Raw genomic sequence first — 22,506 nt, forward strand, 5'->3', positions numbered from 1 at the left:
CAGGGCGCCGATGCGGTCATTTTCGACGAGAGGTTTAATCGCGGCGTTAGCGACGCCCGGCGAACAAGCCGGACCCTGGCCGCTGTCTCCTGCGCAGGAAGGACTCTGGTTCATGCAGCGGCTCGCGCCGCTGTCTACCGCCTACCATCTGGCGCGTGTTTTTCATTTGCGCGGACAGGCCCATATCAGCGCGCTTGAACAGGCGTTGAATGCCGTGCGTGCACGGCAGGCAGCATTGCGTACCCGTTTTGCCGAACGGGACGGCAAGCCTTTTCAGATTGTGGATGCCCCGGCCGATGTGCCGTTGCCATTGACCGATCTTTCCTCGCTTCATGCCGATGCACGCGAAGCGGCGCTGGCGGAAGCGCTTGCCCGCGAGGCGCAGCAACCGTTCGACCTGAGCACGGAAGGCGCGATCCGCTTGCGGGTTTTCGTGATGTCGACGCAGTGGACCGTGCTGTCCGTCGTGGCTCATCATCTGGTCTCCGACGGAACGTCGACCGGGATCTTCACGCGTGAACTCGCTCACGCGTACGGCAGGATCGTGCATGACGAAGCGGTTCCTGAGCTACCGGAGTTGACGTGGCAGTACGCCGATTTCGTCGCGTGGCAACGCAATATGCTGGCAAGCGAAAACGCGCGCGCCGACATGGCCTGGTGGACCACCTATATAGGCTCGTCGCATGCGAGCTTCGACCTGCCCGCTGATTTCACGCGAGCGCCGACTCAGGAACGTCTGGCGCGCACCCACACCTTCACGCTGACCGAAGCAACAACCAATACGCTGCGCTCGCGCTGCAAAGCCGAGCGCTGCACGCTGTTTGCCGTGCTGATGGCGGCGTGGCAGTTGGTGTTGTCGCGCCATGCCGGCAGCGACGATTTTTGCATCGGCGTGCCGACCAGCGGACGAAGGGTCGAGGAAAGCGAAGACCTGATCGGTCTTTTTGTCGATACGCAGGTTTATCGCGCGCGTATTCAACCGGCCATGAGCGGGCGGGCGCTGCTGCAAGCGGTGCGCAACGACACCCGCGCGGCGCTCGATCATGGCAGCGTGACGCTGGCCGCACTCGTCGATGCGTTGGGCGTGCGGCGCGAAGCCGGTCGTCACCCGCTGTTCCAGACGCTCTTTAACGTGCAGGGCGCTGCCGCTTCGGGAAAGTTGCAACTTGCCGGTCTTGAGGTCGATATTGTCGACACCGAAAGTCAGGCGGCGAAATTTGACCTGAGCCTGGATATCCGCGTGAGCGCCGACGCTGTCACGTGCACCGCGCGTTACGACGGCACGTTATATCGCGCTGAAACCATCGCCCGGCTTGGACGCCACTATGAAGCCATGCTGACGGGCCTGTGCCAGAAGCCTGAGCGTCCGGTGTCGGAGATTGCGTTTATCGATGAAGAGGAACTTGGGCGTCTCTCGCACTGGAGCACGCACATTGCGGAGTTCGGCGAAGCGGAACCTGTTCACCGTCTATTCGAGCGCTACGCGACAAAGACCCCGGATGCGGCGGCGTTGTTGTTCGGCGACGAGGCACTGACGTACCGCGAACTCGACCGGCGAGCCAATAGGCTCGCGCATCGGCTCGTGAAGCTTGGAGTGGGACCGGAGGTGAAGGTCGGTATCGGCCTCGAACGTTCCGTGGAGATGGTGGCCGGCTTGCTGGCCATATTGAAGGCGGGCGGTGCTTACGTTCCGCTCGATCCCGACTATCCGCCCGAGCGGCTGGCGTACATGATCGGCGACAGCGGCGTCGCGCTGTTGCTTACGCAGCGCACTGTGCGTGAACGTCTGCAGAAGCATTTACCCCCGGGCGACGCATGCACGCTACTCGAACTCGACGCGCTGGATACATCGGGTGAATCGCCGCTTCGTCCTGATGTTCGGATTCACGCGGAAAACCTCGCTTACGTGATCTATACGTCGGGTTCGACTGGCCGTCCGAAGGGCGCCGCGAATCGCCACGGCGCATTGTTCAACCGGCTGGCCTGGATGCAGGCCGCGTACCGGCTCGACGCCACCCATACCGTTCTGCAAAAAACGCCGTTCAGTTTCGATGTGTCGGTCTGGGAGTTCTTCTGGCCGCTCATGACGGGTGCGTGTCTGGCGGTGGCGGGGCCGGGCGATCATCGGGACCCTGCAAGGCTCGTCGAATTGATCGACCGCTTCAAGGTGACCACGCTGCATTTCGTGCCGCCGATGTTGCAGGCCTTTATCGCTTCATTCGCTGGCGACAGCGCCGTTTGCGCAAGCCTGCGCCAGATCATCTGCAGCGGTGAGGCGCTGCCGGCCACGCTGCAGGATCGTGCGTTGCAACGCCTGCCGCATGTGCAATTGCATAACCTGTATGGTCCGACCGAAGCGGCTATCGACGTCACGCACTGGACTTGTCATGTAGGCGACCCGGTGGTGCCGATCGGCCGGCCGATTGCGAACGTAAGCACGCATGTGCTCGATCAGTCGATGAATCGTTTGCCTGTGGGTGTTGCGGGTGAACTCTATCTGGGCGGCGCGGGACTCGCACGCGGTTATCTCGACCGTCCGGGACTGACGGCCGAGCGCTTCGTGCCTGATCCGTTCAAGGAGGGTGAGCGGCTGTATCGGACCGGCGACCTCGCGCGCTGGCGTGAGGATGGGGCGCTGGACTATCTGGGACGGCTCGATCATCAGGTCAAGATCCGCGGCTTTCGCATTGAACCCGGCGAGATAGAAGCTGCGTTGCAGACGCTGCCGGGCGTTGACGAAGCCGTCGTCGTCGCGCAGGACGGGCCGGGAGGTAAGCGCTTGGTGGCATATGTAACGGCGCAAGCGGGTCATGCTCTGCGGCGCGAAGCGCTGGCTGCGCGCTTGCATGACGTCCTGCCCGAATACATGGTGCCGTCCGCGTGGGTTGAACTCGAGCGGTTGCCGCTGTCGCCGAATGGCAAGGTGGATCGCCGCGCGCTGCCCGAGCCTGCTCAGACGGAACGGCTATGGGAGGCGCCGCAAGGCGAGGTTGAAACGGTGCTGGCGCGTGTCTGGCAGGAGGTGTTGGGCGTCGAACGTGTTGGCCGGGGTGATAACTTCTTCGAGCTGGGCGGCGATTCAATTCTTAGCCTGCTGATTGTGGAGCGTGTACGGCTGGCCGGATGGAAGGTAACTCCGCGGCAATTGTTTGAGCGCCAGACGGTGGTTCAACTCGCCGCCGTAGCCGAGCCGGTTGTTGCGACTCATGCTGTCATTCAGGACACCGCCGCCGCCAATGCATTTCTGCCGATGCAGGCATGGTTCCTCGATCTGCCGATGACGCATCGGCATCATTGGAACCAGGCTGTCCTGTTGAAGAGCCTTGAACCGCTTGATGCTGCGTTGCTGGAGAACACACTGCAAGCGCTTGTGCAGCACCACGACGCGCTGCGGATGCGCGTTACGCAGGACACGGAAGGACGATGGTCCTTATCAGGTAGTGAGCCGGCGTCGGCGGCCCTGCTATGGGTACGCGATGCGGCTACACCGGCGGACATCCCGACGCTTTGCGACGAGGCGCAACGTAGCCTTGATCTGACCCATGGACCTCTGCTGAGAGCGCTGGCCATCAACGTCGCCGACGGCAGCTCGCGGCTCCTGTTTGCTATCCACCATCTGGCTGTGGACGGCGTGTCGTGGCGCATCTTGCTGGCGGATCTGCGAACGATCCATGGACAACTTCGGGCGGGCGAGCCCGTCGTATTGCCGCCGAAGACAAGTTCATGCGCACAGTGGGCGACGCGCCTCGCGGACCACGCATCGAGCACAGCGCTGCGGGGCCAACTCAACTATTGGCTGGACATGGCACGTACGCCCGCAGGCTTGCCTCGCGACTTCCCGGACGGTGTAAACACTGTCGCGCATCGCCTGCAGGCCACGCTCACGCTCGACCGCCTCTGGACGCAACGGCTGCTGCAGGAAGCGCCGGCCGCGTATCGGACGCACGTGAACGACCTGCTGCTGACCGCGCTCGGCCGCGCACTGTGTGAATGGACCGGAAGCGAGCGAATCCGAATCGACCTTGAAGGGCACGGCCGTGAAGATCTCTTCGATGACATCGACCTGAGCCGCACGATTGGCTGGTTCACGAGCCTGTATCCCGTCTCCCTCGATCCGCAGGGCGATGTGGGCGCGGCACTTGGGCGCGTCAAGGAAGCATTGCGCCAGGTGCCCGACCGCGGTCTTGGTTTTGGCGTGCTCAAGTACCTGGGTGATGACGCGGACCGGCAGGCGCTGGGTGGTATCGAATCATCGCAGGTCGTGTTCAACTATCTCGGCCAGTTCGATCAGAGCTTTGACGCAACCTCCACCTGGCAACCGGCATCTGAATCCGTAGGCTATTCTCAAGACGAAGGTACACCACTGCCGCATGACCTGTCCGTCAGCGGCAAGGTACTGGACGGCACGCTCATGTTGAGCGTGGGGTATAGCGGCAAGCGTTATCGGGCAAGCACGGTTGAACGGCTGATCGATGCCGTTCGCGTAGAACTGGAGCGCGTGATCGAGCATTGCACGAGCGGAAAATCCGGTGCCACACCTTCGGACTTCGAATTAATATCGCTGAATCAGGATGAACTTGACCGATTGCCGCTGACGTTCAGGAACGTCGCGGATATTTACCCGCTGTCGCCCATGCAATCGGGCATGTTGTTCCATACCTTGTATGCGCCTGGCAGCAGTGTGTATCTGAATCAGTTGCGTGCGGATATAGATGGACTGGATGTCGCGCGTTTCGGTGCGGCATGGGCCGCGGTAACAGCGCGGCACGACATCCTGCGGACAGGTTTTGTACCGCAGGGCGAGGGCTGGCTGCAGTGGGTGGCGCGATCGGTGGAACTGCCGCTAAGTCACCACGACCTGCGCGGCCGGCACGACCTTGCCGCCGCGCTGGACGATCTGGCCTCGGCCGACCTCAAGCAGGGTTTCGACGTCACGCGTGCACCCTTGCAAAGACTCTCGCTGATACGTGTGGACACGGATCGCTATCACTTCGTGTGGACGCACCATCATGTGCTGATGGACGGCTGGAGCGTGGCGCAGTTGCTCGGCGAAGTGCTGCGTCACTACAGCGGACAGAGCTTGCCCGCCCACGGCGGCCGGTATCGCGACTATATCGGCTGGTTGCAGAAGCACGACGCGCAGGCGAGCGCCGCACACTGGCGCGAGCAGGTAACGCGGATCGAGGAGCCAACGCGGTTGGCTACTGCAGTCGCGAGCCGCTATGAGAGGGCCGGCACTGAGGGCGACCGTGAATACGGACAACATACGTTTGAACTGGACGCGGCGTCGACCGCGCGCCTTGTCGCGTTTGCCCGTCAGGAACGGGTGACGGTGAACACGTTGGTTCAAGCCGCTTGGGCGCTGCTGCTGCAGCGTTACACCCACCAGCCCACGGTGACCTTCGGCGCGACACTGGCTGGCCGTCCTGCCGGTCTGGCCGGCGCATCGCAGTTGCTGGGGCTTTTCATCAACACGCTGCCGGTGATCGCCCAGCCGCATGCCGGCAAGCGGCTGGATAGCTGGCTGCGCGAATTGCAGCAGCAAGGCATGGCGGCGCAGGAACATGCGCACACGCCGCTGTATGAGATCCAGCGCTGGGCAGGTGCAAGTGCGCAGGGCCTGTTCGATACCGTTGTGGTCTTCGAGAATTATCCTGTCGATACCGCGCTCAAGAATGCATCGCCCGGTGGCCTGACGATCGACAACGTACGTGCCTGCGATGAAACCAGTTACCCGCTGACCTTGGGCGTGATGCTGGGTGAAACGCTCAGGCTGGACTACCGGTTTGCACATGACGCGTTTTCGGATGAGGACATGGCAGGCATTGCGCAGCAAACGGCGGGGCTGCTGAACGCGTTTGCCGGCGCAGCGGACCGGCTGCTTGCCGAGTTCGACCTGCTTGATGGCATGCAGCGGCAAGCGCTGATGACGATGGGCCATACCGACGCATTGACTACATCAGCAGAAAATACACTGCCCGTACACGCGCTGATCGAAACACGTGAACAACAAAAACACGATGCGCTCGCGCTCGTGGCCGGCAATCTCAGCTTGAGTTACGGCGAACTGAACGCGAGGGCAAACCGGCTTGCGCATCGTTTGATGCGGGAGGGTGTGGGGCCGGAGGTGAGGGTCGGGTTCGCTGTGGCGCGTTCGGTAGACATGATCGTGGGCATGCTGGCCGTGCTGAAGGCGGGCGGTGCATACGTACCCTTGGATCCGGCGTATCCCCTCGAACGTCTTGCTCACATGGTCGCGGACAGCGGCATCAGCTTGTTGCTTACGCAGTCGCATCTGCATGGACGCTTGCCGGCAGAAACCGGTCTGACGCGGCTGGATCTGGATACGCTCGATGTATCGGCGGAGCCGGCAAGCAATCCGTCTGTGACGCTCTCTGATGCCAACCTGGCGTATGTGATCTATACATCGGGCTCCACCGGCAAGCCAAAGGGTGTGGCGGTGGCACACCGCGCGCTGTCGATGCATTGTTCGGCTATTGTTTCTCGCTACGGCATCACCCCGGAAGACCGGCAACTGCACTTCGCTTCGATCAGCTTCGACGCTGCCGCCGAGCAGTGGCTGGCTCCCTTGATCAGCGGTGCGGCAATCGTGTTGCGCGACGATACCGTCTGGACGGCACAGCGGCTCGCTGCCGAGATAAAGGCGCAAGAGATATCGATACTGGATTTGCCGCCTGCCTATATCAACGCCTTTGCCCAGGAGACCGAGGCGGGGACGGTATCCGTCAGGACCTGCATTGTCGGCGGGGAAGGCTGGTCGCGAAGCGGCTTCGAAGCGGTAAAGAAACACCTGAACCCCGAGCGGATTTTCAACGCGTACGGACCGTCGGAAACGGTGATCACGTCGACCGTGTGGAGCGCGGACGGCGCGTCGGAGTTCGATAGCGCCTATGCACCCATCGGCGTCCCTGTCGGCGAGCGGATGACGTATGTGCTGGACCCAGCGATGTGTCTCGTGCCGCAGGGTACGGCGGGCGAACTGTATGTGGGTGGCGCGGGACTGGCGCGGGGTTATCTGAACCGTGCAGCGCTGACGGCCGAGCGGTTCGTACCCGACCCGTTCGGCAGGGGCGAAGGCGGCGGGCGTTTATATCGGACCGGTGACCTGGTGCGCCGGAACAGCACGGGCGAACTGGAATTCCTCGGACGCATTGATCATCAGGTGAAGCTGCGCGGTTTCCGTATCGAACTGGGCGAGATCGAGACGGCGTTGCTTGCGCTGCCCGGCGTGCGGGACGCGGTAGCAACCCTTCACGACGCCACGGGCAGCGCTCGTCTTGTCGCATACGTGAGCGGGCAGGCGGGCACGGTTATCGACGGGTCGACCCTGAAAACCGCACTGCATGACGTTCTTCCGGAGTACATGCTACCCAGCGCGATAGTCGTGCTGGACGCGCTGCCGTTGACGCCGAACGGCAAGGTGGATCGGCACGCGTTGCCGGCGCCTGAACTTCTCGCGGCGGAGCACTATGAAGCACCGCAAGGCGAAGTGGAAGAAGCCATTGCGGGCATCTGGTCCGAGGTACTTGGAATAGAACAGATTGGACGGGTGGGGCGCCGCGACAACTTCTTCGAACTCGGCGGCGACTCTATTTTCAGCCTTCAGGTTCAGCGGCGAATCTCGCGGCAGTTGTCGGTCGAAGTTGAACTCGCTGTGCTCTTTGCTTCGCCAACGCTCGAGGCGTTCGCCGCTGTCGTGTCGGCCGCGCGAACGAGCGCGGCGGCCGCGGGACAACAACAAGACCGCTTGACCGACGACATGCAATCCATCCTCTCCGAACTCATGCGATGAACAGACGCGCCATGCTTTCCGCGCTGCTGGGCGCCGGCGCGCTTGCCGCAACCGCACTGTCCGATGTTGCACTGGCGGGCGATGCTCGCCTGGCGCCGCCACGCCGTATTGTCGTGCTCGACTGGGGACTGACGGAGATGGTGCTGTCGATCGGTGTGGTGCCGGTCGGGATTGCGAATACCCGCGACTTCCGCAGGAATTACACGGCGTGCGATGTGCCTGAATCAGTGGTGGATCTTGGCCTGATGTTTCAACCGAACATGGAATTGCTGTTCGCGTTGAAGCCTGACCTGATCGTCATCGCACCGGCTCACGCGACCCTGCGGGCGGCCCTGGAACGCGTTGCGCCCACCGTGACGCTCGGGCTTTACCGGTCGAGTGAAACGCCCTACACCGCGGCCCGTGCCGAAACGCTTCGGCTCGCTCGCCTGCTGGGCTGCGAAGCGCGGGCCGAGGCACTTCTCGCGCGAGCGGACACCGTGCTCGGCCACGCGCGCACCGCGCTTGCCACTTTGCCGGGTGCAAGCGGCAAGCCGCTTTTCATGGTGAATTTCATCGATGAAGCACATGTGCGCGTGTTCGGCCCAAACAGCTTCTACGGCGAACTGATGACGGGACTCGGGCTGCAAAACGCGTGGCAAAATGCGGCCCACGCGGGAGCGTTCTCCACAACCGGTTTCGACGTGCTGGGTAGTGTGCCCGACGCGACGTTGCTCTACATGAAGCCGCTCGCGTCTTCCGTTGCGAACATGATGAAAACCAGCCCCTTGTGGCACGCCATGCCGTTCACGAACGAGGGCCGCATGATCGGCCTGCCACGCGTTCCTCCCGACGGCTGCGTGCTTTCCGCCATGCTCTTCGCCCGCGTGCTTGTTGATGCCTTTGGCCAGACCGGTGCCGCGAAGGAGCACGCGTGAAAAGCGTCCCTGCAGTTCCCTTGACGCTGTCACCACGTTGGCCGCTCCTGCCGGTTTGTCTTGTCATCGCGCTTGCCACGGTGTTGTCGCTGCACAGGCTGGAGGACCGGTTGCCCGTGTCGCTGTGGTGGCAGGCGCTGGTGGCTCCGTCGCCGACGGATCTGCGGCAATTGCTTGTCCATTACGGCGACTTGCCGCGCATCGCGGTAGCGTGGTTATGCGGCGCGGCGCTCGGGCTTGCCGGTGTTGCGACTCAGCAGGTCCTGCGCAATCCCCTCGCCGAACCGATGACGCTCGGCGTTTTCTCCGGCTCTTATCTTGGGCTTTCGATAGCGACGGTCTACGCACCCGGCTTGCTGGTGTCGGGCCGCGACGGGGTTGCGCTGGCCGGCGGCGCAGTGGCATTGGCGATTGTTTTTGCGCTGGCCGCGCGACGCGGCATCTCGCCGCTCGCGCTGATTCTCGGCGGCATGATCGTCAACCTGTGCTGCGGCGCGCTGAGTTTCGCGCTCGCCATTTCGCACTATGACTTGGTGAGCGCACTGATGATCTGGGGCGGCGGCTCGCTAGGCCAGCACGACTGGAGCGTCGCGCTGGCGCTGCTCGTGCGGCTCGTGCCGTGCGTGGCGTTGCTGCTGCTGTGCATGCGTCCCATGGCCGTATTCGATCTAGGTGACACCGTCGCCAGCAGCCTGGGTGTCTCGTTGCGCATGACGCGCGGCGCGGCGCTCTTCCTGACCTTGCTCGTGACGGCGTTCGTGGTAAGCGCAGTGGGTGTCATCGGCTTTATCGGACTTGCCGCGCCGACGCTTGCACGTCTTGCAGGCGCGCGCCGCTTGCGCGACCGGATGGTGTGGTCGCCGTTGTTCGGCGCGGCGCTGCTGTGGCTTGCGGACCAGATCGCGCAGGAGTTCTCGGGACGTTACGGCATCACGGTTCCCACGGGCGCGATCACCACGTTGCTGGGCGCGCCGCTGTTGCTGGTCATGTTGCGGCGCTTGCGCGGAAGGCCTGACCTGACGCATGCGCCCGCGGTCCAGTCAGCCCCGCTGTCATCACGCGCGCTGGTCTTGACGGCAGGCATCTGCGTGCTGCTGCTTCTGGTGGTTATCGGCTTGTCGCTGGGTGTGGGGCGAGGTCTTGCCGGCTGGCACATCAGCCGCCCCGACGAGATCGCAGCGTTACTGTTCCTGCGCTTGCCGCATGTGGTCGCCGCAATGGGCGTAGGCGTGCTGCTAGCACTCGCGGGCGGTATCGTCCAGCGCATGACCGGCAATCCGATGGCAAGCCCCGACCTGCTGGGCATCACCGCCGGCGGTGCGATGGGACTTACCGGCGCGCTTTTCCTGACGGCGAATCCCGGGTTGCCCACGTTCCTTGTCTGGTGCGCATGCGGGTCGGTGATCACGCTGGGCGCGCTGCTGCTGTTTGCACGTAAATCGTCCTACGCACCCGACACGCTGATACTCGCCGGCGTGACGATCAGCGCCATATTCCAGGCAGTATCGACTATTGCTGTTGCCAGTGGCGATCCCCGCGTGATCATCCTCTATAACCTGCTTGCAGGATCGACTTATAACGTCAGCGCGGGGGCTGCGGGCGTAGTAGCCGTGGTTGCGCTGGCGGCGCTTGGCGCGGTGCCGTTCTGCCGGCGCTGGCTGGAGATATTACCGTTGGGCGCGGCCGTGTCGCGGGGCCTGGGCGTGAACATTGCCGTCGCGCGTTTTGCGCTGCTGATGCTGAGTGCGCTGCTGACGGCAGCCGCGACGCTGGTGATCGGCCCGCTGTCATTTATCGGCCTGATGGCGCCGCATATGACACGCATGCTCGGTATCCGCCGCGCTGTGCCGCTGCTGTTTGTTTCGGCGGCGCTCGGCGCAGCACTGATGGTCGCATCCGACTGGCTCGGCCGCTGGGTCCTGTTCCCGCAGGAGATGCCGGCGGGCGTGATGGCGACGCTGCTGGGCGGCGTATACCTCATTGTCACGATGTTCAAACGCAGCCCGCGTGATGCATCCGGTGCGTGATGATTTCGAGCTGTCGCCTATGGGTCAGCTCGGGATCAGGGCCAACACATCGGCGAGAAGTTGACGGGGCACTTGCACACCGTCGGCTTCGCTTCTAAGCCGAGCGTCAAACCGCCGTTGCGATGGCAAGCGAGCACCCTGGCCGACAATGCCGCCAAAAAGAGCTTCGGCACGCTGAAGGTCGTCAGCACTGTTGCCGCTTGAGAACATGGCCGGATTAAACGCAAGGATCAATTCGCCGTGACACGGTGTTGCTCCAACACCCTCGTCGAAAGCCATCGACCCGGCAGAGGTGAGGTCCCCAATGAGCGGCCCAGCCAGTAATTCGACCATCGCGGAGAGAGCGGAGCCCTTGTGACCGCCGAAGGTCATCATCGCGCCGCGCATTGCGGCAGCGGGATCGTCAGTCGGTTGACCGTTCGCGTCCATAGCCCAGTCCAGAGGAATTGTTTTGCCCGCGCGCCGGTGCAGTTCGATGTCACCACGCGCGATCGCGCTCGTCGCGAAATCAAACACGTAAGGAAAGCGCCCGGGTCGAGGCCACGCAAAGGCGATCGGGTTTGTGCCGAATAGAGGTTTGGCTCCGCCCGCGGGGGCAACCCAACTATGGCTCGGCGTCATTGCCAAAGCTGCAAGGCCCTCGCCCGCGAGATATTCCACCTCGGGCCACAGCGCCGAAAAGTGAAAGCAGTTGTTGATAGCCAACGCTGCGATCCCGACCTGCAGGGCCTTTTGAACAAGCACCTTGCTTCCCATCTGAAACGCCAACTGAGAATAGCCGAACCTGGCGTCTACACGCACCAGCGCCGGCGAAACATCAACCAGTTCGGGCTTCGCGTCGCGAACCACTTTGCCGTTTCGTAACGTGTTGACGCAGACGATCAACCGGTAGATTCCGTGTGATTGACATTCATCACGCTGGCCCGCGACGATCACTTCCGCGATCACTTGAGCGTGATCGGCAGCCATTCCGTTTGCAGTAAGGACCCGGTTGGAGAGTTCAGACAGCTCCGCCAGAGTCAAAGTAACCGTATTGTCCATGTCAGCCCAAAGAATGATTGAAGCACCAAGCTGCGTTTGTTGATGCTGGATACAATATCCTACACTGCAAATTTATCCAAACCTTCGCCGCGCAAAGGCAAGCGGGCCCAAAGGATCCGGCTGACAAGGGTTTACCCGTTAAAAAAATTACATAGGGCACATTCGGCTTGACACGGGATTTTGGATCCAAGATATTGGACTCACTCAGGATTGACCCGACATTCGTTGTTCAAGATTGTTCAGCGATCCCTTCACTGCGGAGTCCATATGTCACCCATTGCAGCGCGGCTTGAGCGGTTACCGTTCAGTCGCTTCCATTTCATACTGCTCATCATGGGCGGTCTGGGATTCATGTTTGAAGCGGTTGACGCCGGCATCATTGCTTTCATCCTTCCCGTGGTGCGTGCGAAGTGGCATCTGACGAGCTTTGAGACCGGGCTCCTCGGTAGCAGCACCTACGTGGGCTTCCTGGTGGGTGCGCTGTTTGCCGGACTGCTTGGAGACCGCTTCGGTCGCAAAGTCGTCATGATGTGGGCGCTTATGTTCTTCTGCGTCCTTACGTTTGCCAATGCGTTTGTGAACGACTGGCACACGTTCGCGCTGCTGCGGGCGATCGCGGGTATTGGCATGGGGGCGGAAGGTGCAATCATCGCTCCGTTCCTTGTCGAGTTCGTGAGCAACCGCTACCGCGGCGCTTTCACGGGTGCACTCGCAGGATTTTTCTCCTTCGGCTTCGTTGCTTCGGCCCTGATCGGTTATTTTTTGATTCCTCTTAACCCCGAGGGCTGGCGCATTTCACTGATAGTCGTCTCGCTGCCCGTCGTGGTCCTGTTGTGGTGGCGCCGGTCGTTGCACGAATCACCGCGCTGGCTGGAAATGCGTGGACGGCATGACGAAGCAGACGCGGTTGTCTCTGACATCGAGCGTCGTATTGAGCGCTCCGGTGTGACGCTGCCGCCAGTTGTTCCGGTCGCGGGATGGACTTTCGAATCACGGGAGTCAGGCTCTTTCTTCAGCAATCTGAAGCTTCTGTGGAAGCCGCCTCTGGCCAAAACGACCGCCATGTCCTGGTGTTTGTGGCTCTCAGTCACTTTCTGCTCATACGCGTTCTTCGTGTGGATCCCGGGTCTTCTGGTGGCGCGAGGCATGACCATTACGAAGAGCTTCTCCGTATCGATCCTGATCTATCTGGCGCAGATTCCAGGCTACTACTCGTCCGCCTATTTCTGCGAGAAGCTGGGGCGGAAGGTGACGATCGTCAGCTATATGGGACTTGCCTGCCTCGCCGGCGTCTGGTTGGCTTATGCGCAAGGCGACACCGCGGTCGTACTCGCCTCCATCTTCATGTCGTTCGCGATGAATGGCGTGAATGCCGGCGAATATGCCTACACGCCTGAAGTCTTCCCGACGCATCTCAGGGCCACGGGCATGGGAACGGCTTCCGCGTTTGGCCGCATCGGCGCGATCTGCTCTCCCATGCTGGTGGGCTACATCTACCCGATCTGGGGGTTCGCCGGTGTATTTGGAATGACCACGTCCATCCTCCTGGTGGGTGCCCTTGCCGTGATCATCCTGGGTGTGTCGACCAGCGGGAAAACGCTGGAAGAGATCACGGCGGATGAATACGGCGTCGGCGATGGTCGTGGCGGAAGCCTCCCTCAAGCGAAGGCGAGGATATAGATATGTCTGAAGCCAGTTCGATGTCGGCAATCAGCTCGCTAGCATTTTCCTTGCATCGGAACGAGGCGGTCGAGACCTTCTGGAAGGAGTTGGATCACGGCTTGCAGGATGCGTTTGGCCACAAACTCTTCACGGTGCTGGCATATGACGCTTCGAGCGGACTGCTGGGTCGCGTTTATAGCACGCAGCAGCAAATCAACCCGGTGGGTGGCCGAAAGCGTGTGACGAAAAGTGCCTGGACCCAGCAGGTGCTTGAGGAAGGAAAGGTGTTTCGCGGAGCAACGCGCGAAGACATCAAGGCGGTGTTTTCTGACTACGAGGTGTTGTGGTCGATCGGCTGCGAGAGCGTGTTGAATATCCCGATCCGCAAGCAAGGAATCGCCATCGGCTCGCTCAATCTCCTTGATGGTGCGGGCCATTATGACGACGCGCGCATCGAACTGGCCTACGTGTTCGCTCAGCTCGCCATTACCCCGTTAGAAGCGTGCCGCGAAGCGCTCCAGCTGGACGGCGCGGACAGCGGTGACCTGGAGTACGTGTAAGCGTTTCTAGTAAGTGTTTTTAGTAAGCGGCCGGCAGTGCCGGTCGTCAGACGGGGGTTTTCAACAAAATGGCAAACCAGACGGCCTTGACCACAAGCATTTCTGATGTCCTCGTGATTGGCGCGGGGGTCGTCGGGCTTGCTTGTGCGTGGTCCGCACTCAAGGAGGGATTGACGGTCACAATCGTCGATCGCGATTTCGACGGTGACCGCACCTCACACGGTAACGCCGGTGGTATTGCAGTGACCGAAAGCACGCCGATCTCCGTGCCGGGCCTGTTTTTCAAAGCGACGAAATGGTTGTTCGATCCGTTGGGTCCCCTAGCGCTCGATTGGAAGCACGTGCCAAGCGCGTTGCCTTGGTTCCTGGAGTTTCAGCGCGCCAGTAATCCTGCGAGGTTCAAGGAAATTTCCGTGGCGCTCGCAGCCCTCAATAATCGCGTCTATGACGACCTGATTCCACTATTCGAAGACGTTGGTGCGATGGGCACATTTTATCGTCGGGGCGCGTTGACCTTATATGAAACCGACGAGGCTTTTCACGCCGATGCGGACGAATGGAAGTTAAAGAAAGAGCTTGGGGTTCGTTGGCGCGCGCTGAACCAGCAAGAGGTGCAGGAGTGCGAACCCGCACTGGCGCCGGTGTTCAGGCACGGGATGTTTCTCGAAGACTGGTCGCATATCGGTGACCCGAAGCAGCTCGTTTCGCAGATATGCACACGGGTCAAGGCGCTGGGCGCTCGCTTTGCTGAAGGGGTGGTGACCAGACTGGACGTAACAAACCAGGAAGCGCCATTTGCAGTTCTACAGACCGGAGCATCCATCGCCGCGCGGCAGATAGTGGTCGCCACCGGAGCATGGTCGGCTTCGTTGGCTGAATCAGTGGGAGACAGGGTGTTGCTCGATAGCGAGCGCGGGTACAACACGACGTTGCCACATCCCGGCATTGCGTTGTCGAGAGAGGTCATTTTTGCGGAGCGCAAATTCGTGGCAACGCCGCTTGATATTGGCATTCGCATCGGGGGCGCGGCGGAGTTTGCCGGACTCGAGGCCAAGCCGAACTACAAGCGTAGCGATGCATTGCTCACGTTAGGGAAGCGGTTTCTGCCTGGCATCCAGGACGAGGGCGCGGTGCAATGGATGGGACATAGGCCCGCCACGCCCGATTCCTTGCCGGTGATCGGTAAATCACCCTCAGCGAAGTCGGTGATCTATGCGTTCGGGCACGGGCATCTCGGGCTTACCCAAGCTGCCACGACCGGCGCGCTCGTCGCAGATTTATTAGTGAATCGAATATCCCGGACGCCGCTGGATGCCTATTCCATCGGGCGATTCCGGAAATAAGCGAGGCGTCCATGCGACCTCGGTTTCTCGCGGCACAGCCCGCTTAAGCTTTTAGTTCATTCTCAGAGGTGGTGTCATGCAAGTTAACTGGAAAGGTGTTTTTCCCGCGGTTACAACGAAATTGAAGGACGACGGTTCGCTCGATCAGGAAGCCATCAAGGCCGGTCTGAATCGCCTCATCGACAACGGCGCGGGTGGCGTTGTCATGATGGGCATGGTCGGCGAAAACGCTCAACTGACACCGGACGAAAAGCGCACCGTCCTCAGGATTGCCGTTGAAACGGTCAATGGCCGTGTGCCGGTTGTGTCGGGTCTTGCTGAAACGAACACGGGCAGCGCGATTCAGTTTGCGCGAGATGCAGAAGAAATTGGCGTACAGGGCCTGATGGTTTTCCCCGGCCTGACCTACAAGTCCGATGATCGTGAAACGGTCGAGTTTTATCGCGCCATTGCTCGCTCCACCAAACTTGGCATCATGATCTACAACAATCCGCGCGGCTATGGCGTGGATATGCGTCCGGATCTGCTCGAGCAATTGAAGGGCGAAGCCAATATTGTCGCTATAAAGGAAGAGTCGTACGACACAACACGCGTGACCGATATTTACAACCAGTTCGGCGATCGCTTCGTGGTGTTCTGTGGCGTTGATGATCTGGTGCTTGAATCGGCCGCGCTGGGAGTGACGGGCTGGGTGTCAGGTATGGCAAACGCTGTGCCGAAGGAATCGGTCGAGCTACTCGACCTGGCGGTGAAGGGTGACTTCGAAAAGGCTCGCAAGCTGTATCGCGTGCTTACGCCGCTGTTCCACCTCGATGTCCATGTCAAGCTGGTCCAATACATCAAACTCGCCGAAAACATCACCGCCGGCTATTCGGAAAACCTGAAGGCTCCGCGCCTCAAACTCGAAGGTGAAGAGCGTCAAAGGATCGTCGCCATCATCGAGAAGACGATGAAGGACTTGAAGGCATTGTCGTAAGCTTCGCGCGTGCTCTTTGCCGTGCCTGGGCAGGCGTGGCAAAGACAATCCGAGGTTGAGCGTCGCGAGCCTGGACGACATACTCTCGAGCGAGGTCTAACGATGAACGGAGTCAAGCAATGAAAAGTACCTTCTTCTGTATCGATGGTCACACCTGCGGTAACCCGGTCCGCGTGGTCGCGGGCGGCGCTCCCGTGCTCCAGGGCGCGAACATGATTGAGAAAAGGGCTTATTTCGAGCAGGAGTTCGACTGGATCCGCACAGCCCTGATGTTTGAGCCGCGTGGGCATGAGGTGATGTCGGGATCGATCTTGTATCCGTCGACCCGACCGGATTGCGATATCTCCATCCTGTTCATCGAGGTCAGCGGCTGTCTGCCAATGTGCGGTCATGGAACCATAGGAACGGTCACGACCGCTATCGAAAACGGGCTTGTTCGTCCGCGTGAGCCGGGTGTCGTTCGGCTCGACACGCCGGCCGGCCTTGTGGTCGCGCGCTACAAGTTGAACGGAGATAACGTCGATTCAGTTCAACTGATCAATGTTCCCTCATTCGTGCATTCGACTGACCTAAGCGTGGATCTGGAAGGGCTCGGTGAGATCCGTTTCGATGTGGCCTATGGCGGCAACTTCTACGCCATCATCGAGCCGCAAGAGAACTTCGCGGGCATGCATACCTTGCGCCCGACCGATATCCAGCGGCTGAGCCCGATCCTTCGGCAGAAGGCGAATGAAAAATACCAGTTCGTTCATCCGGAAAAGCCCGAGATTCATGGCTTGAGTCATGTGATGTGGACGGGCGAGCCAACGGTAGCCGGCGCGAGCGCGCGCAATGCCGTCTTTTATGGCGACAAGGCGATCGACAGGTCACCTTGCGGAACGGGCACATCCGCTCGCATGGCGCACCTGGTGGCCAAGGGAAAACTCGGGATTGGCGAGACTTTCGTTCACGAAAGCATTATTGGCACCCTCTTTAATGGCATTGCGACCGAGTCAACGAAGGTTGGCGAATACGACGCGATCATCCCAAGCATTGAAGGGTGGGCCCGAGTCACAGGCTTCAACACAATCTTTGTGGATGATCGGGACCCGCTTGCCAGGGGTTTCCTGCTCAAGTGAATTCGAGGGAGTTCATCGGTCTGCTTGCATTGGAGTATTGAATGATTATCTTGAAGAACGCGCGGGTGCTCGACGCGAATCATGAACTCGACAAGGCCTTGTATTCGATCGTGATCGAGGGAAACCTGATCACTAGCGTGTCGCGCGAGCCGGTTCCGGAACAAGGCGCGGAGATCCTTGACGTGGCCGGGCGCACGGTCATGCCTGGCCTGATCGACTGCCATGCGCACGTGATTGCGTCAGTGGCGAATCTGGGATCGAACAGCCGCCTGCCCAACACCTTTGCGGTGCTGAAGGCGGTGCCTATCCTTGAACGCATGCTCAATCGCGGCTTTACGACTGTGCGGGACGCCGGCGGTGCGGACTATGCATTGGCAAAAGCGATTGATGAAGGTGTGATTGCGGGACCCCGGCTTTTCGTTGCAGGGAAGGCGCTCTCTCAAACAGGCGGTCATGGAGATTTCCGCGACAGATTCGACAACACCGATCCCGATCCCTGCGGCTGCAATCGCAATCTCGGTGCCATTGGACGCATCGTTGACGGCGTGGATGAGATGCGCAAGGCAGTGCGCGAGGAAATGCGCGCCGGCGCGAACCACGTCAAGATCATGGCGTCAGGCGGAGTCGCATCGCCCACTGACCCGATCGGCAATTTTCAGTTTTCCGTCGACGAAGTCAAGGCGGCGGTGGAAGAAGCTCATTCGCATCAGACCTATGTGATGGCGCATGCCTACACGGGTGCCGCAATCAAGCGCGTGGTTGAGCTGGGCGTTCGCACCATTGAGCACGGTAACCTGATTGATGATGAAGCGGCTGCGGTGATGGCGAAATACGGCGCCTATGCGGTCCCGACCTTGGTGACCTACGACGCAATGAGCAAGGTCGGCGCGAAGTCCGGTGTGTCCGGGAGCGCGCTGAAGAAGAACGAGGATGTGCGGACGCAGGGCTTGCGCGCACTTGAGATTCTCAAACGCAACGGTGTAAAGATTGGGTTGGGAACGGACCTGCTCGGTGACATGCATCAGTTCCAGAGCGACGAATTGTCGATTCGGGCGGCTATCGTGGGGGCATTCGAGACCATCTGCCAGGCAACGAAGATTGGCGCCGAAATTGTTGGAATGGAGGGCAAGCTGGGCATTGTTGCGAAGGACGCATTCGCTGATCTGCTGATTGTCGATGGCGATCCGTTGGAGGATATCAACGTGTTAACGGGCCAGGGCGAACGGATTGCAGCGGTGATGAAAGACGGCTCCTGGATACGGCGCGCGGCAATGTAAACAGCAGATTGGATTTTGGATACGAAAGCCGGTTCATGGTACATTTGTTTGTCCCTACCAAACAGACAGTCGGCAATGGCCACCGCAACTCCCACGAAAAGATCTTCCAAGACAATGGCTTCTCCCGAACCGGAAGTCGTGGAGCGCGTCACGCGAAAAATCGTTCGCCCCACCGCGGTGGAACTCGTCACTGACGAAATCCGGCAGATGATCTTGAGCGGGCAGATCTCGCCGGGCAGTGTTCTGCGTCAGGAAGTGCTGGCTGAAGAACTGGGCGTGAGCCGCGTGCCGGTCCGCGAAGCGATCACCAGACTCCATTCAGAAGGTCTTTTGAATGTGGTTCCGCATAAGGGCGCGTACGTTCAGGAATTGTCGGTTGACGAGGTGCGAGAGACATTTAATATTCGCCTCCGCCTCGAACCGTGGGTGTTCTCCGAAGCCATTCCTTTGATCACAGACGTGGAAATCGGCAAGGCGGAGCGAATCGTCAAGGACATGGATAAGGCGACAGGTGGAGAGTGGGGCTCGTTGAACTGGAAGCTTCATGAAACGCTTTATCGTCCCGCACGTTGCGACATCACGCTTCAGATGCTTCGCGTCCTGCATGACCGTTGCGATCGGTATTTCCGCTTTCAGGTGGTGAAGGTGCCTATTCGTGAGCAATCGCATGCAGAGCACATGGCGATCATTGATGCCTGCCGTAATCGTGATGTAAAACTCGGTACCAAGTTGCTCGAGACCCACGTGAAGATTGCAAGTCAGCAGATCATGAGCATTGTTGAGGCGGTCATGGCGAAAGCGGAACGCGCTCGATAAGAAACGCCGTAGTGCCACGACCCTACTTCGCCCTCGCGCCTTACCTCTGGTCCCGGACGCTTGCAACTTCGACATAGGGATCGTTTGATCCTTCTCGGAATACCCGTCCAGCTTTTCTCAGTGTGGCCAAAGCTCCATCGTGCGGAGCTTGCGCAACACAAATCGCCGAATCCCTCCTGAAACACCCCCTTCCTGCATCCGGTCAAAAGCCGGGCAGCGCTGTTCCATGCGCGCCGGTCTTCCTTACCGGTGAATACAAGCAAATGCAAATGATTCGCATTTAATTGACTTCATTTGCCAAATTAATTATTCTGTGACGCGGCCGGACGTCCTTTCACCGGCGGGATTGAGCCCGGTTTTCACTCGTTGCCTCACAAGGAGTTTCATGTCGCTGTTCTTGTATCTTGTCCGCAACTCACGCTGGGTGCTGGCCGTCGCGGTGGTGGCGAGCCTCGTCAGCGGGTTCGGCAACGCGGCGCTCATAGCCTTGATCAACCAGGCGCTCGGAGCGTCGAATACGAAGCTCGTCGAACTCGGCTGGCAATTCCTGATCGTGGGCGTAGCGGTGCTCGGCACACGAACCCTTTCACAAACCTTGTTCATGCAACTCGGCCAGCGTGCCAAGGCAACGCTGCGCATGCGTACCATCCGGCGCATTGCCGAAGCGTCGTATCAGCATCTGGAGAAGCAGGGCGCGGCCAAGTCGCTTACCGTGCTGACCCAGGACCTGGATACGATCGTCATGCTGTTCCTGGCCCTGCCCGCGCTCGCCATGCACGGCGCGGTGATCGCCGGTTGCCTTGCGTATCTCGGTTATCTGTCATGGCAGATTCTGCTCTTCGCGGTCTTGACCATCTTCATCGGCTCGTTCGGTTTTCATGTTGCCAACACGAAAGCGCTGTTTCATCTGCGCGGGTCGCGGCGCCGCGAGGACGATCTCGTCAAGCATTTCCGCGCGCTCTTCGACGGCGCCAAGGAGCTCAAGCTGCATCGCGAGCGCAAGAACGCGTTCGTGACTGACACGCTGGAAACCAACGTGGAAGCAGTGCGTGTCCAGCGTACGCGCGGTTATATCCTGTACGCCGCAGCAGCCAGCTGGGGCAGCTTCATTCTGTTCGCGTTCATCGGCATTACGCTGTTCGTGCTTGCGCGCATGTTTCCGGTGAGCCCGCACGTCATGTCCGGCTACGCCATGATCTTCCTGTACATGATCATGCCGATCGAAGGCCTGCTGTCCGCCATCCCGAACATCAGTTCGGCGAAGGTTGCGCTGGAGCGCATTGAACAGGTCAATGCCGACCTGCCGCTCGAAGAGACCTTGCACCAAACACCGGCCAAGTCCTTCGACAGCATCGTGCTCGACAAGGTCACGCACCGGTACTTCCGCGAAAAAGAAAACGAAGTCTTTACGCTGGGCCCGATCGATCTGACGTTCAAGCCGGGCGAATTGATCTACCTGATCGGCGGCAACGGCAGCGGCAAGACGACGCTCGCGAAAATGCTCGTGGGACTTTACGCGCCAGAGGGCGGGCAGATCCTGCTCAACGGCAAACCGGTCGATGAAGCGCATCGCGATATCTATCGCCAGCATTTCTCGGTGGTCTTTAACGACTTCTACCTGTTCGACACGCTGTTCGGCATGAAGGTGGACGGCCTCGACCGTCAGGCCCAATCGCTGCTTGAACACCTGCAGCTCGATCACAAGGTCACGATCAGGGACGGCGTGTTTTCCACGACCAATTTGTCGCAAGGCCAGCGCAAGCGCCTGGCTTTGCTGGTCACGTATCTGGAAGACCGGCCGTTCTATGTCTTCGACGAATGGGCCGCCGACCAGGATCCGACTTTCAAGGAAGTGTTCTACAAGCAGTTGCTGCCGGAGCTTCAGGCCAAGGGCAAGACCATCGTTGTCATCACGCACGACGACCGTTATTACCATCTCGCCGATCGCTATATCAAGCTCGACTACGGTCAGGTCGCTGAACTCGGCCGTGGCGCGGACCTGCGTGTCGATCATCCGAACGCTATTCATCCGCACGCTCACGCGCAGTCGCAAGGTCAGGCGCCTGCGGGTACGTCTGCGCCGCTTGCATCGGCATAAACCAATATGAACGCCAGCCCGGCATTTCTCAACCACGACGCCGATCGCGCGGTCACTCGTGCATCCGATCCCGAGTCCATGTATTCGCTCGAAGAGATCTCGTTCAGTATCGGCGATCGGGTGCTGCTGCATCCGCTGTCGCTGGAGTTGCCCAAGCACCGGGTATGCGGGCTCATCGGGCATAACGGTTCAGGCAAGTCCACGCTGCTGAAGCTGCTCGCGCGCCAGCAAGCACCAGGCAGTGGCACGGTGCGTTTCGCGGGCAAGCCACTCGACGACTGGGAGGGCCGCGCGTTCGCACGCAAGGTCGCGTACTTGCCGCAACAACCGCCTGCTGCCGACGGCATGACCGTGCGCGAACTCGTCGCACTGGGGCGTTATCCATGGCACGGGGCGCTCGGACGTTTCAGCGCACAAGACGCCGCGAAAGTGGAAGAGGCCATGCGGCTGACCGACGTCGAGCGTTTCGCGCACCGCACGGTGGACAGCCTCTCCGGCGGCGAGCGCCAGCGTGTGTGGATCGCCATGCTGGTTGCGCAGGACAGCGAATGCCTGCTGCTTGACGAACCTATTTCGGCGCTGGACATTGCGCATCAGATCGAGGTTTTGCAACTCGTGCGAACTTTGAGCGTGGAGCGCGGACTCGGTGTGGTGGTAGTGCTGCACGACGTCAACATGGCCGCGCGTTTCTGCGACGATCTGCTGGCGCTCAAGGGCGGCCGGCTGCTGGAATCGGGTACGCCTGCGGAGCTGATGCACGGTGAGACGCTCGGCGCAATCTACGGCATTCCGATGGGCACGGTCCAGCACCCTCACGGCGGTTCACCAATCAGTTTCGCCCATTGATTCAAGGTTCAA

General features: G+C 60.4%; 13 protein-coding genes. 12 read left to right on the top strand and 1 reads right to left on the bottom strand.

Annotated features, from left to right (window positions below; genetic code table 11):
• Positions 1-10 precede the first annotated feature (10 nt).
• The 3 genes from ABH944_RS29690 to fhuB are packed head-to-tail and all read left to right on the top strand — an operon-like array spanning position 11 to position 10,757.
• Positions 11-7,813 carry an amino acid adenylation domain-containing protein gene (locus ABH944_RS29690; protein WP_404610840.1) on the top strand — a complete coding sequence of 2,601 codons (7,803 nt, stop codon included), beginning with the start codon at positions 11-13 and terminating at the stop codon, positions 7,811-7,813.
• A complete protein-coding gene (locus ABH944_RS29695) occupies positions 7,810-8,730 on the top strand; it encodes an iron-siderophore ABC transporter substrate-binding protein (protein ID WP_404610841.1) in 921 nt (306 codons plus the stop codon). The genes ABH944_RS29690 and ABH944_RS29695 overlap by 4 nt, the downstream gene beginning before the upstream one ends.
• On the top strand, positions 8,727-10,757 hold the full coding sequence (gene fhuB, locus ABH944_RS29700) for a Fe(3+)-hydroxamate ABC transporter permease FhuB (RefSeq protein WP_404610842.1): 2,031 nt from the start codon (positions 8,727-8,729) through the stop codon (positions 10,755-10,757). The genes ABH944_RS29695 and fhuB overlap by 4 nt, the downstream gene beginning before the upstream one ends.
• A 24-nt stretch (positions 10,758-10,781) precedes the next feature.
• On the opposite strand, the gene ABH944_RS29705 is transcribed toward fhuB, so the two are convergent.
• Positions 10,782-11,798 carry an Ldh family oxidoreductase gene (locus ABH944_RS29705; RefSeq protein WP_404610843.1) on the bottom strand — a complete coding sequence of 339 codons (1,017 nt, stop codon included), beginning with the start codon at positions 11,796-11,798 and terminating at the stop codon, positions 10,782-10,784.
• 267 nt (positions 11,799-12,065) lie between these two features.
• On the opposite strand from ABH944_RS29705, the gene ABH944_RS29710 reads away from it, so the two are divergent.
• The 9 genes from ABH944_RS29710 (at position 12,066) to ABH944_RS29750 (ending at position 22,494) form a co-directional block, all read left to right on the top strand.
• A complete protein-coding gene (locus tag ABH944_RS29710) occupies positions 12,066-13,478 on the top strand; it encodes an MFS transporter (RefSeq protein ID WP_404610844.1) in 1,413 nt (470 codons plus the stop codon).
• A 2-nt stretch (positions 13,479-13,480) separates the two neighbouring features.
• The gene (locus tag ABH944_RS29715) at positions 13,481-14,020 is read left to right on the top strand and encodes a GAF domain-containing protein (RefSeq protein WP_404610845.1); all 540 of its coding nucleotides are present in this window, start codon (positions 13,481-13,483) and stop codon (positions 14,018-14,020) included.
• Positions 14,021-14,088: 68 nt separating this feature from the next.
• Positions 14,089-15,363: an NAD(P)/FAD-dependent oxidoreductase gene (locus ABH944_RS29720; RefSeq protein WP_404610846.1), complete on the top strand. Its 1,275-nt coding sequence runs from the start codon at positions 14,089-14,091 to the stop codon at positions 15,361-15,363.
• Between the two features lie 76 nt (positions 15,364-15,439).
• The gene (locus ABH944_RS29725) at positions 15,440-16,339 is read left to right on the top strand and encodes a dihydrodipicolinate synthase family protein (RefSeq protein WP_404610847.1); all 900 of its coding nucleotides are present in this window, start codon (positions 15,440-15,442) and stop codon (positions 16,337-16,339) included.
• 119 nt (positions 16,340-16,458) lie between these two features.
• Complete coding sequence (locus ABH944_RS29730) at positions 16,459-17,457, top strand: 4-hydroxyproline epimerase (RefSeq protein WP_404610848.1); 999 nt, start codon at positions 16,459-16,461, stop codon at positions 17,455-17,457.
• 41 nt (positions 17,458-17,498) lie between these two features.
• Positions 17,499-18,734, top strand: coding sequence for a metal-dependent hydrolase family protein (locus ABH944_RS29735; RefSeq protein ID WP_404610849.1), 1,236 nt, complete (start codon positions 17,499-17,501; stop codon positions 18,732-18,734).
• Positions 18,735-18,749: 15 nt separating this feature from the next.
• The gene (locus tag ABH944_RS29740) at positions 18,750-19,550 is read left to right on the top strand and encodes a GntR family transcriptional regulator (protein WP_404610850.1); all 801 of its coding nucleotides are present in this window, start codon (positions 18,750-18,752) and stop codon (positions 19,548-19,550) included.
• A gap of 385 nt (positions 19,551-19,935) precedes the next feature.
• Positions 19,936-21,648 carry a cyclic peptide export ABC transporter gene (locus tag ABH944_RS29745; RefSeq protein ID WP_404610851.1) on the top strand — a complete coding sequence of 571 codons (1,713 nt, stop codon included), beginning with the start codon at positions 19,936-19,938 and terminating at the stop codon, positions 21,646-21,648.
• A 6-nt stretch (positions 21,649-21,654) separates the two neighbouring features.
• Positions 21,655-22,494 (top strand): ATP-binding cassette domain-containing protein, encoded by an 840-nt coding sequence (locus ABH944_RS29750; RefSeq protein ID WP_404610852.1) that lies wholly within the window; start codon positions 21,655-21,657, stop codon positions 22,492-22,494.
• Positions 22,495-22,506 lie beyond the last annotated feature (12 nt).

Source organism: Caballeronia udeis (assembly GCF_044909315.1).
Classification (GTDB): domain Bacteria; phylum Pseudomonadota; class Gammaproteobacteria; order Burkholderiales; family Burkholderiaceae; genus Caballeronia; species Caballeronia udeis_A.

What these genes read in the sequence shown, in the direction of transcription:
- ABH944_RS29730 (WP_404610848.1), top strand. Translation starts at nt 16,459, where the DNA reads ATGAAAAGTACCTTCTTCTGTATCGATGGTCACACCTGCGGTAACCCG.
- ABH944_RS29725 (WP_404610847.1), top strand. Translation starts at nt 15,440, where the DNA reads ATGCAAGTTAACTGGAAAGGTGTTTTTCCCGCGGTTACAACGAAATTG.
- ABH944_RS29710 (WP_404610844.1), top strand. Translation starts at nt 12,066, where the DNA reads ATGTCACCCATTGCAGCGCGGCTTGAGCGGTTACCGTTCAGTCGCTTC.
- ABH944_RS29715 (WP_404610845.1), top strand. Translation starts at nt 13,481, where the DNA reads ATGTCTGAAGCCAGTTCGATGTCGGCAATCAGCTCGCTAGCATTTTCC.
- ABH944_RS29745 (WP_404610851.1), top strand. Translation starts at nt 19,936, where the DNA reads ATGTCGCTGTTCTTGTATCTTGTCCGCAACTCACGCTGGGTGCTGGCC.
- ABH944_RS29720 (WP_404610846.1), top strand. Translation starts at nt 14,089, where the DNA reads ATGGCAAACCAGACGGCCTTGACCACAAGCATTTCTGATGTCCTCGTG.
- ABH944_RS29735 (WP_404610849.1), top strand. Translation starts at nt 17,499, where the DNA reads ATGATTATCTTGAAGAACGCGCGGGTGCTCGACGCGAATCATGAACTC.
- ABH944_RS29750 (WP_404610852.1), top strand. Translation starts at nt 21,655, where the DNA reads ATGAACGCCAGCCCGGCATTTCTCAACCACGACGCCGATCGCGCGGTC.
- ABH944_RS29690 (WP_404610840.1), top strand. Translation starts at nt 11, where the DNA reads ATGCGGTCATTTTCGACGAGAGGTTTAATCGCGGCGTTAGCGACGCCC.
- ABH944_RS29695 (WP_404610841.1), top strand. Translation starts at nt 7,810, where the DNA reads ATGAACAGACGCGCCATGCTTTCCGCGCTGCTGGGCGCCGGCGCGCTT.
- ABH944_RS29705 (WP_404610843.1), bottom strand. Translation starts at nt 11,798, where the DNA reads ATGGACAATACGGTTACTTTGACTCTGGCGGAGCTGTCTGAACTCTCC.